This window comes from Proteus sp. ZN5 (genome assembly GCF_011046025.1).
GTDB lineage: Bacteria > Pseudomonadota > Gammaproteobacteria > Enterobacterales > Enterobacteriaceae > Proteus.
Genome location: NZ_CP047639.1, coordinates 3756075 through 3770723, shown reverse-complemented (window position 1 = coordinate 3770723; position 14649 = coordinate 3756075). Strand labels below are relative to the sequence as shown.

Sequence of the window (14649 nt, the reverse complement as noted above, 5' to 3'; positions counted from 1 at the left end):
TATTACATGTCTAAAGTTTTTGATTTCGTGAAACCGGGTGTCATCACTGGTGATGATGTACAAAAAGTATTTGCAGTAGCAAAAGAAAACAAATTTGCTCTGCCTGCGGTTAACTGTGTAGGTACTGACTCAATCAATGCTGTGTTAGAAGCTGCTGCGAAAGTTCGTTCTCCTGTTATTGTACAGTTCTCTAACGGTGGTGCTGCATTTATCGCAGGTAAAGGTCTTAAATCTGATGTACCGCAGCAAGCTGCTATTTTAGGCGCAATTTCTGGTGCTCATCATGTGCATCAAATGGCTGAATACTACGGTGTTCCTGTTATTTTGCATACTGACCACTGTGCGAAAAAATTATTACCATGGATTGATGGTCTGTTAGATGCGGGTGAAAAACACTACGCTAAAACAGGTAAACCACTGTTCTCTTCTCATATGATTGACTTATCTGAAGAGTCATTAGAAGAAAACATCGAAATCTGTGCTAAATATTTAGCGCGTATGGCTAAAATCGATATGACTTTAGAAATCGAATTAGGCTGTACTGGTGGTGAAGAAGACGGTGTTGATAACACAGGTATGGACAGCTCTGCGCTTTATACTCAACCAGAAGATGTTGCTTACGCATACGAAAAACTGAGCGCGGTAAGCCCTCGTTTCACTATCGCGGCATCTTTCGGTAACGTTCACGGTGTTTATAAACCAGGTAACGTTCAATTAACACCAAAAATTCTACGTAACTCACAAGACTACGTATCAGAAAAATTCAATCTGCCACACAATAGCTTAGATTTCGTTTTCCACGGCGGTTCTGGTTCTTCGGCAGAAGAAATCAAAGAAGCTGTTGGCTATGGCGTTATCAAAATGAATATCGATACTGATACTCAGTGGGCAACTTGGGATGGTATCTTACAGTTCTACAAAAAGAACGAAGGCTATCTGCAAGGCCAATTAGGTAACCCAGAAGGTGCTGATAAACCTAACAAGAAATACTACGATCCACGTAATTGGTTACGTCAAGCACAAGCATCAATGGTTGTTCGTTTAGAACAAGCATTTAAAGAACTGAATTCAGTTGACGTTCTGTAATTGAGTCATTCTTAATGATTAAACTAAACCCGCTTATTTAGCGGGTTTTTTTATGCCTGATAAAAAGCGATTAGGGAGTTTGGTAATGATGATATTTATTCTTAAAGTTGGGTGTGAGGGGGATGTAGGTTAGTCTCTATTAGGAATATCTAGCCAATACGAAATGAAATCTAACGTTGAGATAAAGCAGATATAAAAAAGCGCCTAATAATAAATAGACGCTTAAATCGAGCAATATATTATTTGGAAGATCAGCCAGTGACTTTAGCGTCTTTGTTTTCTTCTTTCATCATGCGATTTAATAAAGGCACGGTTGCCCACATAACGATACCTACAATTAAGGTCACAATACCAATTTTACCAAATACATCAGTGTAAATAGGTAATGTTTGTAGTGGATCAGTAATACCTTCTGGTGCTGCGGTGAAGGTCGCTACATAACCGCCTAACAGATAAGCAGTGGCTTGTGTTAAGAACCACATACCTAAAATAAAGCCCATCATGTATTGCGGTACGAATGCTGCAACCATTGCTAAACCTAACGCACTGATCATCAGTTCACCTAAGCTCTGGAATAAGTAAACTAGAACGATAAACCAAGGTGATGTTAAGCCTTGAGCATCGGCAAACCACATACCTGATGCTGCTGCTGTAAGGAATCCTAACGAGCACAGAAGCATACCTGCGGTAAACTTCGCTGGCATTGAGAAGTCTTTACCTTTCGCGCCTAAACGACTATATACGATGGCTAAGATTGGGCTCGCAATAATAATCCAGAATGGGTTTAAGGCTTGAAAGCTGACAGGATGGATCTCAAAACCTAATAAATTATGATGAACGTTATGAATAGCAAAGAAGTTTAGTGAGGTTGGCATTTGCGCATAAAGGATGTAGAAAATAACGGCTTCTAACATCAGGACAAAAGCAACATACATTTTATTACGTGCAACACGGTCTTTTTGTTTAAATGCTTCACGGAAATAAATGAAGACAACAATAATAGACAAGCTGACTAAAACAATATTCGCAATCATTACGTTGTGCAGTAACCATGCACAAGCAAATACCATTGCGACAGATCCTGCAATGACTAATAGCAGTTTATTGTAATTCATTGGTAAATGGTCTGGTTCAGAACCAATATTGGCAACCATCTTACGACAGAAGAAATAAACCAATAAGGCGATAATCAAGCCAATACCACAAATATTATAAGTCAGTGCATATCCATAATGATCGGCAAGTACTGGCGCAATAGATAAAGAAATTAATGAGCCAACATTTATCGACATATAAAATAGCGTAAATGCACCATCAAGACGGGGATCTTTCGGTGGATAGCATTTTGCTAATAAGCTTGCTGGGTTGGCTTTAAATAAACCATTACCTACAGCGATAGTTCCTAATGCATAGAAAATTAAATTAGGATACATAATTGACATACCAGTCATGAAATAACCGATAGCCAAGACAATAGCACCTAAAACAATTGTTCGTTTTGTTCCTAATAAGTGGTCACCAACATAACCACCAATAGAAATAAGCCCATAAACCAGTGCAGAGAATGCACCAAAAGTAATGAAAGCCTGTTCTTGAGAGAACCCGAGTTTACTAACAAAATAAACGGCAAGAATACCTTGTACGCCGTAGTAACCAAAACGTTCCCATAATTCTACAAAGAAAATCATAAAGAAAGGTTTAGGCTGTTGTAATAAACCGACTTGAGCGGGTTTATCCATATCTGTAATGCCCCTAATTATTATTTATTTTCAACAACGATGTTATTTACTCACATTCACGAGGAATGTTACACGACGATAACATTATCTGTCGTATTTAGAGTGATGTTTGCAAATTTAAGAAGGTAATCAGCAAGTCGAGTAGACTAATATATTGATGGAATGACTTCTCAAAGGTTGATCACACTGTGGGTAAGATTAATACCAGATTGAAAAAAATATTCATTAGTTTATTTTCAAATAAAGTCATTTAATTGATTTTTGGTATAAAATATAACCAATGAGATTGTTGTTTGTTTATATTTTAATCTGAGTAAATTAAATAAAGATAAAGAACAAAGTAGAATGAAAATATTTTTGATTATGTGACTGATTGATTATAGAAAGAAATTTTTCATTATAATTAAAAATTATTCTTTTATAACAAACAGATGTTAATAAATGTTTAATAAATATCTAAAAGTTAGCCAATATTATTTTATTAAATAAATATTCATTTAATATAGATAAATATTAAGTTTTATGATGTGATTAGAATCAATAAAAAACGCCCTTATTAAAAGTGCGTTTTTATCTTGAAGTAAAATTGGTGAAATTTAAACAGAGATTGTTACTTGTTCATTTTTAACAGAATGGAAACGACGTTTGAAATAAATAAGTCCGTCTCCATCTTCACGTACTGAAATATTTTTAATTTCGGTCATATAAACAAAGTGTGTACCGACTTGGCGCACATCATAAATATCACCTTCAAGGCAGGCAAGTGCATTTGTTAATACGGGTTGTTGTAATTGTCCGTTTTGCCATCCTGGTTGGGTAAAGCGATCTGCCATCGCGAGCCCTGTCATTCCGGCGAAATGACATGCCATTTCTTCTTGCTCATGATTCAAGATATTGATGCTTAATTTTCCATTTTCTTGAAAAATAGCGTTCATCTGACTTTTACTGTTGATGCAAATCATTACGGTAGGCGGGTTATCAGTAACAGAACATACCGCTGTTGCTGTTAAGCCACAGCATCCCGCGTCGCCATTTGTTGCCACGATATTGACTGCGGCGCCTAAGCTTGCCATTGCATCCCGAAAAAGTGGGTTAGCCTGTTTTTCCTCAGACATTATTTACTCCTACTGCCAGACTTCTCGTCTGTGGGCGTCTTCACTTAAAATAATTATTAGTTAGATAACTAATAAATTACCTAACTACTCCGCTAACAAAGTTGTAATGTTATTGCCGGTTTCTTTGTTGCGTTGTTTTAAAGCCGTAACGCTACCGCGCATGAACAAAGATAGCAATCTTTCTTTGTTACAACCTGTTAACTTTATCTCAAAACACGGTGAGACAACCTTATCGCTAAGTGCCATTATTCCTAATTTAGGGGGAGGGTAATAGGCAAATCAGGCTACTTTTTTTCGTTGGTTGAGTGATAACACAAATTGCCAATCGATGACAATTGCGTATAGGTCAGGATGTTGCGGAAGGTGAAATTAACACGAAAAGAAGCATGGGTGATAAATTGCACAAAGGGAATAAAATTGCAAAAATTGAGTCAACTTTATTTATTTGTTAATATGAATAATTGTAACAATTAGTCTATTCTTAGAATATAGTCATTTTATAAACCATAAACAGCGGTACTTTTTCACTGTCTATATTAAGTGATATTTTGTCATTTCACCTATAACACCATATAAAGAGCTTCTTGATTATGCATGAATCATTAACTATCGCGCTATTACAAGCACGGGAATCTGCGATGGGTTTTTTTCGACCTGTTCTCAAAGAGCATAATCTGACAGAACAGCAGTGGCGGATCATTCGCGTACTTGCGGATAAGCGCTCTATTGATTTCCACGAATTAGCACAAAAATCGTGTATTCTCCGACCAAGTCTAACGGGTATTCTTATTAGAATGGAAAGAGACGAGCTAATTTGTCGTTTAAAACCTGTGAGTGACCAACGTAAACTTTTCGTTTCATTGTCTGCCAATGGGCAAAGCTTATACGATAAAATTCAGCCTAAAATTGAAGAAGGCTATCAATTACTTGAGCAAAAGTTTTCCACTGAAAAACTACAACGACTAGCTGGATTATTAAAAGAGCTGATTGCACTTAATCCAGATGATGTTGAACAATCAGAAAAATAAGTTATTTGATAAGAAAAAAGGAGATGCTATGGCATCTCCTTTTTGTTGTTTTCACTCCGGAAAAATTATTGCTTACCTAATACATGTAAGAAGTGAATGTGCTTTTCGTACTGATCAAGAATATCGTGAATGATTTGTTCTTTCGTCCACCCCATTACATCGTAGTCTTGCCCACCTTCTTTTAAATGAATTTCAGCACGATAATATTTATGTTCTTCGTCTCTTTCTTCATCACTTAATCCAGCTAAAGCAAAAGCGGGTTGAGTATAAAAACGCAGACGAACTTCATAGAAGAAATTCATGTCATCGCCTAAATCGACTTCGAAGCCAATGCGATCATCTTCTTCATTATGGATATAGCATTGAGTTGCTTGTTTGCTTAATTCAGCAGAGACCATTTCCATTGAAGGTTGGATAACTTCATCCATAAAACGTTTTACATGGGAACGTTTTGGAAAATAAGCGATATTTCTTAAACGACGTTGCCAAGGAATTGGATTACGGCTTGCTGGTGGTGCAATCGTAGTTAACTGTTGGCTGTCACGTTTATATACATCCACTCGCAATGCTTTTATTAACCCATAAATAGAAGCAAGCAATACCATTGAGAAAGGAAGTGCACTTGCAATGGTGACTGTTTGTAGCGCAGTTAAACCACCTGCTAATAATAAGGTGATTGCAGAGACACCCATTAAGCCCGCCCAGAAAATACGTTGCCATACTGGTGTTTCGCTATCGCCACCTGAAGCCAAAGTATCAACAACCATTGCACCAGAATCGGCTGAAGTCACAAAGAAGACAACAACCATCAACATCGCAAAGAAGGATAAAACGGACGAAAATGGAAAATAATTTAAGAACTCAAATAAAGCCAATGAGACATCTTGTTGTACGATATTTGCGAGAGCTTCTGCACCTTTATCTTTGATTAAATGAATAGCTGTATTACCAAATACGGTCATCCAAAGTAAAGTAAAGCCAGCAGGAACAAACAGAACACCGACAACAAATTCGCGGATAGTACGACCACGAGAAATGCGGGCAATAAACATCCCTACAAATGGAGACCATGAAAGCCACCAGCCCCAATAAAGTAGAGTCCATCCCCCTAACCAGTCACTCGATTTTGGTTCGTATGCGTAAAGATTAAAGGTTTTACTCACAATTTCGGATAGATATCCCCCCGTATTCTCAACAAATGATTTTAATATCAATACGGTTGGACCGAGAATAATGACTAATAAAAGAAGAATTACCGCTAATCCTAAGTTAAGTTCAGATAAAAAGCGGATCCCTTTTTCTAGCCCAGAAACAACTGAAATAGTTGCAAGTCCTGTTATCACAACAATCAATACGACTTGCACGGTTGGATTAATGGGTACATTAAAAAGATGGTTTAAACCTGCATTAACTTGCAGAACACCAAATCCCAGAGAAGTTGCAACACCAAAAACTGTTCCCATAACAGCAAAAATATCGACGGCATGGCCAATAGGTCCATGTATGCGATCACCAATAATAGGATAAAGTGCAGAACGCAATGTTAATGGCAAACCATGGCGATAAGAGAAAAAAGCCAAGATTAAAGCGACAATGGCATAAATAGCCCATGCATGTAATCCCCAATGGAAAAAAGTTAATCGCATAGCTTCTTTGGCTGCTTCTATGGTCTGAGCATCACCGGTCGGAGGCATTAAATAATGCATGACAGGTTCAGCAACACCAAAGAACATTAAGCCAATTCCCATTCCTGCGGAAAAGAGCATGGCAAACCAAGCAAAATAACTAAAATGAGGGCGAGCATGATCAGGCCCCAACTTGATTTGACCAAAACGAGAAAGGCCTAAATAAGTCACACTCAGCAAAACCAATGCAACGGCTAGAATGTAGAACCAGCTCGCATTCGTGAAGAGGTTTTCCTGAAGATGACCTAATTTATCATTAGCCAACTCTGGAAATAACGCAGAGAAACCAACGACCAGTAAAATTAACAGTGCTGATGTATAAAAAACGGGAGGATTAATTTTCATCCTAACTTTTTGAGGGGTTATATCGTTTTGTTGACTCATAGTTAACCTATTTTTTGTTATTTTCCTAGAAAGAGACTTTTCGCTACCTATTTTCTGATTACTAATATCATCAGAAAAGAAAAGTTCATAAGAAAATTTGAATAAAACACCAAGTCGGTAAGATGTTTTATAAAAGAACGGAACTAAATTATTTTTTCCGTAAAGTGAAGAAAAATGCAATTAAATCAATTTATTAATGACTTTATATATTAGGTGCTTTCACTCTTTAATAGGTTTCTCCTGTTGAAAAAAGGAGAACATGGTTACATTTTTTGCTTAACCGATCAACCCTTGTCTTTTTTTTGTACAAAAAAAGCCAGTAAAAATTTACTGGCTTTAGATTCATCAAAAAAACTGAAATCATGTTATTTGTTTTCAGTTTTTAAATCATCAATTTTTTGTTTGGCTTGATCTGTTAATTGATCCGCTTTATCAAGTGCTTTATTTTCAGTCTCTTGAGCTTGTTGTTTTACATCATCGCTGGTTTTTGATGCATCACCTTTTAGCTGTTCAATCTTGTTGTCTGCTTCTTGCATCAGGTTATCTGCTGTTTTGCTCGCATCTTGTTTTAATTCTGCGGCTTTTTCAGATAATTTATTGCTTTCAGCTTCTAGGCTTTGCTTAATTTCTTCTGCTTTTGCAGCACTTGCATCTTTTAGCTCATCGGTTTTTTGTGAAATGCTCTCTTTTAGGGCATCTGTTTTTTCATCAGCTTGCGTTTTTAGCTCAGCTGCTTTTTGCTCCGCTTTATCTTTTAGCTCTTGAGCTTGTTGTGTTAATTCATCTGCTTTTGCGGATGCATCTTCTTTCAAGTCGGCTGCTTTATCTTTAGCTTGTTCTGTCAACTCTTTGGCTTTATCTTGTGCTGTTTCAGTTACTTGAGTTGCTGTTTCTTTTGCCTTATCAATACCTTCATCAACTTTTTTAGATGAGTCATCACAACCTGCTGTAATAGTAACAAGACCCGCTAGAACCAATGAAGTAAGTAGTTTTTTATTCATTTTTTTCTCCAAAATGTGTGTTCAAAAACAATTCAGTGATATCCCGCGTAAGAACTAGAAAAGGCGAGAAGCTATTGAGTTGATAGTAAGAGATTACGATTAAATCATCGTAATAAGTATAGTGTGAGTCTTAAAATCAACAAACCTAAGTATATTAAGTGTTTTTTCTTAGTCAAATATCATCAAAAATAATTTAGATTTTTATCTGGGTGAGATTTTCTGCTTTATAATAAGTACAGAAATTATTGGAAATGTGAGACTCAAATGGAATATTACTTTCTGGTTATTATCAAATTTATTATTGGTTTTACTATCATATTAGCCCATATGAATTTATCGGGTAAAACACAACTCTCTCAATTAACACCTATTGATTTTATTGGTAATTTTGTACTTGGTGGCATTATGGGTGGGGTGATTTACACTGATGCGATCCCTCTTTATCAATATATTGTCGTCTTCTTAATTGGTGTCTGTTTTATCTCTTTGCTTAATTATATCAGTAAGCGATTCAATTTTTTCCGTGCTGTGACTATTGGTAACCCTATTCCCATTATAAAAAAGGGCGAGTTTATAATGGAAAACATCATGGAGAAAAAGAACAAAATAGACATTTTAAACATAACCTCTCGTCTTCATGCACAAGGTATTCATTCGTTTCAAGAGGTCAATTACGCGCAAATTGAACCTGATGGACAAATCACCGTGGTATGTGACGGCGCAAAAATGCCTTCGATTATTGTTATGAAAGATGGGGTTATTCGAACATCAGAATTAGCGCAAATAGAAAAAGATGAAGCATGGCTTCAAGATGAGATGAAAAATCAGCATATTGAGAAACCAGAAGATATTTTCTTAGCTGAATTCTGGGATGGAAAAGTTAATTTTATTTTGCAAGATGGGAAGATAAAACGCACTACGTTATAGATAACTAACTAAAATATACGTCGATGAGTGAAGTATGAGCCATAACAGTGGCGACATAATATCGCCACGGTTATTTAGTGAAAGCACAATTACAACTTAAATATCTCAAAATCAGAAGCCATTTTAGTATGGCTAAAGATCTGTTGGCTTTCATTGAGTAACTCAACACAGTCTTCGGGTGAATAGCGACTACTAATATGTGTGATAATCAGCTTTTTGACATTAGCATCTTTGGCTAACTGTGCTGCTTGTACCGTTGTTGAGTGTCCACGGCTATTCGCTTGCTCTGCCATTTCATGTTTAAACGTCGCTTCATGAACAATAATATCTGCATTATTCGCCAGCTTTAATGCATTTGGAGTGGGTTGTGTATCACCGAAAATTGCAATACAACGACCTTTTGTTTCAGGGCCAATATACTTTTTGCCGTCAATGACTCTTCCATCTGACAAGGTAATGGTTTTACCTTGTTTTAACTCTTGTAACCAAGGTCCTGCAGGAATGTTGTCCGCTTTCAGTTTTTCTGCATCTAATTTACCAGGGCTGTTTTCTTCTTCTAAGCGATAGCCAAAACAAGGTACAGGATGAGAAAGTGCTTCACAGCTAACTTTCATACCTTCTTCTTCAAACAGAAAACCCGCTTCGTCAATTTCGACAATATTAATAGGGTAGGTTAAATAAGATTGGCTTAAGGTCAGTGCAGTCTCTATAAAAGTTTTGATACCCGTAGGACCATACACCGTTAACAGCGTTTCGGTTCCGCCCATGGAGCGACTACAAAGTAATCCCGGTAAACCAAAAATATGGTCGCCATGTAAGTGGGTAATAAAAATTTTATTTAAACGCGGTAATTTTACGCGAGTATGCAATATTTGATGTTGTGTCGCTTCACCACAATCAAACATCCACATACTTTTTTGTTTATTTTGTAAATCAAGCACCATACTGGTGACATTGCGATCTTTAGAAGGAACGCCTGCGTTAGTGCCTAAAAAAGTGAGCTCCATAATGAAATATTATTCTCCATGTCGAATTTGTTCCCAACTTAAATCGAATTTCGCAAGATACTTACGTAGGCGATCGGCATCGTTGGGTTGTTTTTTATTTTGTCTTGATACTGCGAAAAGTTTTCTACCGGCTTCTGAGAGTGTTGATGATTGCTGGCACGTTTTGATAACGGTATTGAGTTGGCTAAGATCGAAAAGATCAATATCAGTACTATTAAATAAAGAAGAGGAAGCAACTCCCCAATTTTGTTTTAAACGATTAATTTCTTCATCAACAAGAGGAAGGGTAATACGACCATTTTCGGCAAGTGTTGCCATTCGCGTTATACTAGCACTAAGTTCACGGAAATTACCACGCCATAATGCCTGTTCAGATGTTGCAAATCGAATATAGTGTGATTTCGCATCAGAGTTAAAGCGGATTGCCTTTTGATAAAGCTTTGCAAAATGATGCAATTCATAATCGATGTTAGGCTCAATATCCTCTTTACGATTGGCTAAACCGGGCAGTGAAAAAGACCATAAATTGATCCTTGCATAGAGATCTTCACGAAAAAGCCCTTTCGCAATTTGCTTGTCCATATCACGATGTGTACCTGCGATTAGCTGGAAATCGCTTTGCACTTCAGTATCGGAGCCATAAGGATAAAACGATTTCTCTTCTATTGCTTTCAGTAACATTGCTTGTTCATCAAGTCCTAATTCCGCAATTTCATCAAGAAATAAAATCCCTTTATCGGCTTCTCTTAATAACCCTTGTCTTGCTTGTAATGCACCTGTAAATGCACCTTTCACATGACCAAATAATGTAGACATGGCGTTATCACCGCGCAGAGTGGCGCAGTTAACAGCAATAAAACGACCATTTACAAAATGGCGAGACTGTCTTAATTCATAAATACGCTGAGCAAGGAATGATTTCCCCGCGCCTGTCGGGCCTGTTAACAAAATGGGGGCAACAGAGCGTAATGCCACTCGTTCAATCTGAGCGATTAAAGTATTAAAACGTTCGTTGCGTGTAGCTATCCCTGATTTTAAGAAAGAGAGTGACTCATTATGGTAGTGCTCAAATCGGCTCGTTAGTTTTGTATAACGGCTTAAGTCGAGATCAATAACAGCATAACTCCCCGTGGCTGATTGTACTGTTTTGATACCATCTTCATTTTCGATTTTAGAAGAAGGGGAGGTTTGTAATAGTTTTGCAGGTAAGTAGTGCGCTTCAGTGAGTAAAAACCAGCAAATCTGGGCGATGTGTGTACCCGTTGTGATATGGACATAATATTCTTCATTCTCAGTATCAAATGGATAGCTCACTGCAAAATCAAGAAAGTGACTATAAACCTCTTCTAGATCCCAAGGATCACAAATATCAATTTCGTAAGGCAACACCTCTGTATCAGGAGAGATGGTATGAATATCTTCAGTGATTTTTGACGCTAGCATTGAATCATTGGGTTGATGGATCATGACTAATCGACTAACGGGGAAATCTTTTTGATGGCAAATAGAAATTGTTGGACGCCATGAGTTCCATCTTTTATGGCTTTTTCCCCGTTTATCTAATGTTGTGCCTAAAACACCAATCACCACTTTGCGTTTCATTAAGTTATCCCTACTTGTTCTTTATCTATATTTATAAATGTATAGATAAAAAGATAAGATTTTATCGATTTTAATTCAATGGCTAAATATTTGAAAATTACGCTGAAAATATTTTTATTAATTAAAACATATTGTTAAAGATATTTTTGGTGATATTTAAAAACTTGGCACGATACTCGCAATATTATTAATGTCTTGAGCAGATTTTAAATCTGGTAGGCACATAAAGAACACTCTGTGGTGTTATCTAAATGTGTTCCTCCACATCGAGACTCTGTAGGTGAAGAGGGTTATTTTCAGGTTCGATTCCTGACACCAAAACCATTACAAATCCAAATGTAAAATTAAATATAAAAGATCGTTGTGACAGCAGTATCGTCACCTTGCTTATCCACCAGCAACTACGCTGGATTGAAAGCAGAAGAAGAGACAAACAGAGTATCGTTCCTCTCTTGTTTTCCTTTCGATTTCGCCAAGTTTGTTCGTGGAGAGCAAGTCACGATAAAAATGGTAATAAAAGAAAGCTAGTAATAAAGAAGAGAAAAAGGAAGCAATGATGATAAGAACAACAATAAAAGTGAAACAGGGACAACTGGGTTTATTAAAGAAGGACGATGAATATATTGATGTCCTTGCTGCGGGTGAACATAAATTTTTCGATCTTCGCCGTCAATTAAGTGTTGAGTTGGTGGAATTGAACGGTCCTGCAATTGAAAGAGAGAAAGCCGAATTTTTACGTCAATATCATCCAGAATGGGTGAGTGAATATTGTTTTGATATTGTGCTATCTGATGAAGAGATTGGCTTACTCTATGAAAATGGTTCACTTAAAGAGATCTTAGCGCCGAGTACTCGCCGTCTCTATTGGAATTATGCACAACGTTCAATGGAAGTGTTGTCAGCAAATGAATTGGAAGTTTCGCCCACGTTGGTTAAAAAATTACAGCATCCAAAATTACGTAACCAAACGATAAAAGGCAGTGAAGGTGTATTAAGTGTAGATATTCCGACATGGCATGCGGGCATTATCCGTGTTAATGGTGAGACTCAATCATTATTACCACCTGGATTAAAAGGTTATTGGCGTTATCAGCACAAAGTTGATGTTGAAGTTGTTGATATGCGCTTGCAAACACTCGATGTAAGCGGACAAGAGATCTTAACGAAAGATAAAGTGACCTTACGCATTAATCTGTCTGCGAGTTGGCGTTATCGCGACGTGCTTTCAGCGTACCAATTGCTGAGTTCACCTCTTGAGTTCTTATATAAAGAGTTGCAGTTTGCATTACGTGAAGCCGTAGGAACAAGAACATTGGATGAATTATTAGAAAATAAAACGCTGATTGACAGTTTAGTGAGTGAAAAAATCAGTGAAGTGACTAAAGGATATGGCATTGAAGTCGCTTCATTAGGGGTAAAAGACATTGTTTTACCGGGTGAAATGAAAACAATTTTAGCGCAAGTGGTTGAGGCTGAAAAATCAGCTCAGGCTAATGTTATACGTCGAAGAGAAGAGACATCCGCGACACGTTCTTTATTAAATACGGCAAAAGTGATGGAAAACAATCCAGTAGCTCTACGATTAAAAGAGTTAGAAACCGTAGAGCGTATTGCAGAACGTATTGATAAGATTTCCGTTTATGGCGGTTTAGACCAAGTATTAAACGGGTTAGTACAAATTAAAGGAGCACAGGCATGATATTGGATCATCAAATAGTAAAAGAAGCAGGGACTGCGGAAATCAAAATGTGGACAAATGGTGTACCTGTTGAAGCAGATGCTCTAAAGCAACTTATCAATACCGCCAAGATGCCTTTTATTTTTAAACATATGGCAGTAATGCCCGATGTTCACTTAGGGAAAGGTTCAACAATAGGGAGTGTTATTCCAACAAAAGGCGCGATTATTCCGGCTGCAGTTGGTGTGGATATTGGATGTGGAATGATTGCGGTGAAAACATCATTACACGCAAATGATCTGCCAGATAATTTATTTGCCATAAGAACGGCAATAGAAAGAGCAGTACCTCATGGACGAACAAGTTATCAATCAGGGAACGACCGTGGTTCATGGAAGAACCCACCTAAACTTGTTGATCAACATTGGCAACAACTTGAAGGGCGTTTTAAGGTTTTAACTGATAAATACCCACGTTTACGAAATACAAATAACTATCGTCACCTTGGTACATTAGGAACAGGGAACCACTTTATCGAGTTGTGCCTTGATGAATCAGATAATGTTTGGGTAATGCTACATAGTGGATCTCGTGGTGTTGGTAATGCTATTGGTACGTTATTTATACAAATGGCACAAGAAGACATGAGAGAGCATATTGCTAACTTGCCAGATAAAAATTTAGCGTACTTAAAAGAAGGAACGCTTTTCTATGATGACTATATAGAAGCCGTAGAATGGGCTCAGGATTTTGCCCGACATAATCGTGAAATCATGATGGAACGCGTGTTGGCGGCATTATCAACACAAATAACTAAACCTTTTACGACTCAACAACAGGCAGTGAACTGCCACCATAACTATGTGCAAAAAGAAATGCACTTTGGTGAAGAGGTACTGGTGACTCGAAAAGGTGCCGTTTCTGCTCAAAAAGGTGAAATGGGGATCATTCCGGGTTCAATGGGAGCGAAGAGCTTTATTGTTAGAGGTAAGGGAAATGCCGAAAGTTTCTGTTCATGTAGTCATGGCGCAGGACGTGTAATGAGCCGTACTGCGGCAAAAAAAGCCTTTAGTGTTGAGGACCAAATTCGGGCAACAGCGCATGTGGAATGTCGAAAAGATGAAGATGTGATTGATGAAATTCCGATGGCTTATAAGGATATTGATGCTGTTATGAAGGCTCAGTTATCACTTGTTGAGGTTGTTCATACTCTACGACAGGTTGTTTGTGTAAAAGGATAATGGTGTTTTTTTAAGATAATTCATAACTATCCCCAAACGATAACGTTGGGGATAGTGAGGTATGAAAGCGTGTGCTGGTATGTAAATGAATACAAGTTAAAGAATTAAAGTTATCTTTAAATTAAGTCCTTATTTGCTGTTTAAAATTCAAACAAT

At 37.3% G+C, this 14649-nt stretch carries 13 protein-coding genes; 7 read left to right on the top strand and 6 right to left on the bottom strand.

Annotated elements, in window-relative coordinates; all coding sequences use genetic code 11:
- The first annotated feature begins 6 nt into the window (after nt 1-6).
- Nucleotides 7-1086, top strand: a complete 1080-nt coding sequence (gene fbaA, locus GTK47_RS17420) for a class II fructose-bisphosphate aldolase (protein WP_098940983.1) — start codon at nt 7-9, stop codon at nt 1084-1086.
- A 251-nt stretch (nt 1087-1337) separates the two neighbouring features.
- Here fbaA and dtpB read toward each other — a convergent pair whose 3' ends face one another.
- Together dtpB and hpaC are read right to left on the bottom strand one after the other, a co-directional pair.
- A complete protein-coding gene (gene dtpB / locus GTK47_RS17415) occupies nt 1338-2825 on the bottom strand; it encodes a dipeptide/tripeptide permease DtpB (RefSeq protein ID WP_165125561.1) in 1488 nt (495 codons plus the stop codon).
- A gap of 596 nt (nt 2826-3421) precedes the next feature.
- Nucleotides 3422-3940, bottom strand: a complete 519-nt coding sequence (gene hpaC, locus GTK47_RS17410; RefSeq protein WP_165125558.1) for a 4-hydroxyphenylacetate 3-monooxygenase, reductase component — start codon at nt 3938-3940, stop codon at nt 3422-3424.
- A 106-nt stretch (nt 3941-4046) separates the two neighbouring features.
- Here hpaC and GTK47_RS17405 point away from each other — a divergent pair, with 106 nt between their 5' ends.
- The gene (locus GTK47_RS17405; RefSeq protein WP_241256042.1) at nt 4047-4211 is read left to right on the top strand and encodes a hypothetical protein; all 165 of its coding nucleotides are present in this window, start codon (nt 4047-4049) and stop codon (nt 4209-4211) included.
- A 319-nt stretch (nt 4212-4530) separates the two neighbouring features.
- Entirely contained in the window at nt 4531-4968 is a 438-nt protein-coding gene (gene hpaR, locus GTK47_RS17400) for a homoprotocatechuate degradation operon regulator HpaR (protein WP_075673407.1), read from the top strand.
- Nucleotides 4969-5033: 65 nt separating this feature from the next.
- On the opposite strand, the gene betT is transcribed toward hpaR, so the two are convergent.
- Both betT and GTK47_RS17390 read right to left on the bottom strand, forming a co-directional pair.
- The gene (betT, locus tag GTK47_RS17395) at nt 5034-7037 is read right to left on the bottom strand and encodes a choline BCCT transporter BetT (protein ID WP_165125555.1); all 2004 of its coding nucleotides are present in this window, start codon (nt 7035-7037) and stop codon (nt 5034-5036) included.
- A 365-nt stretch (nt 7038-7402) separates the two neighbouring features.
- The gene (locus tag GTK47_RS17390) at nt 7403-8038 is read right to left on the bottom strand and encodes a hypothetical protein (RefSeq protein ID WP_165125552.1); all 636 of its coding nucleotides are present in this window, start codon (nt 8036-8038) and stop codon (nt 7403-7405) included.
- Nucleotides 8039-8302: 264 nt separating this feature from the next.
- Between GTK47_RS17390 and GTK47_RS17385 the strand changes: the two genes are divergently transcribed.
- Entirely contained in the window at nt 8303-8965 is a 663-nt protein-coding gene (locus GTK47_RS17385) for a YetF domain-containing protein (RefSeq protein WP_165125549.1), read from the top strand.
- 89 nt (nt 8966-9054) lie between these two features.
- Here the strand turns inward: GTK47_RS17385 and rnz are convergent, their stop codons facing one another.
- Both rnz and rtcR read right to left on the bottom strand, forming a co-directional pair.
- Nucleotides 9055-9972, bottom strand: a complete 918-nt coding sequence (rnz, locus tag GTK47_RS17380; RefSeq protein WP_165125546.1) for a ribonuclease Z — start codon at nt 9970-9972, stop codon at nt 9055-9057.
- Between the two features lie 9 nt (nt 9973-9981).
- On the bottom strand, nt 9982-11574 hold the full coding sequence (gene rtcR / locus GTK47_RS17375) for an RNA repair transcriptional activator RtcR (protein WP_165125543.1): 1593 nt from the start codon (nt 11572-11574) through the stop codon (nt 9982-9984).
- A 363-nt stretch (nt 11575-11937) separates the two neighbouring features.
- Between rtcR and GTK47_RS17370 the strand changes: the two genes are divergently transcribed.
- The 3 genes from GTK47_RS17370 to GTK47_RS17360 are packed head-to-tail and all read left to right on the top strand — an operon-like array spanning nt 11938 to nt 14493.
- Nucleotides 11938-12102, top strand: a complete 165-nt coding sequence (locus tag GTK47_RS17370) for a hypothetical protein (RefSeq protein ID WP_165125540.1) — start codon at nt 11938-11940, stop codon at nt 12100-12102.
- A 31-nt stretch (nt 12103-12133) separates the two neighbouring features.
- The gene (locus GTK47_RS17365) at nt 12134-13273 is read left to right on the top strand and encodes a slipin family protein (protein WP_165126728.1); all 1140 of its coding nucleotides are present in this window, start codon (nt 12134-12136) and stop codon (nt 13271-13273) included.
- Complete coding sequence (locus tag GTK47_RS17360) at nt 13270-14493, top strand: RtcB family protein (protein WP_088493562.1); 1224 nt, start codon at nt 13270-13272, stop codon at nt 14491-14493. The genes GTK47_RS17365 and GTK47_RS17360 overlap by 4 nt, the downstream gene beginning before the upstream one ends.
- Nucleotides 14494-14649: the final 156 nt, after the last annotated feature.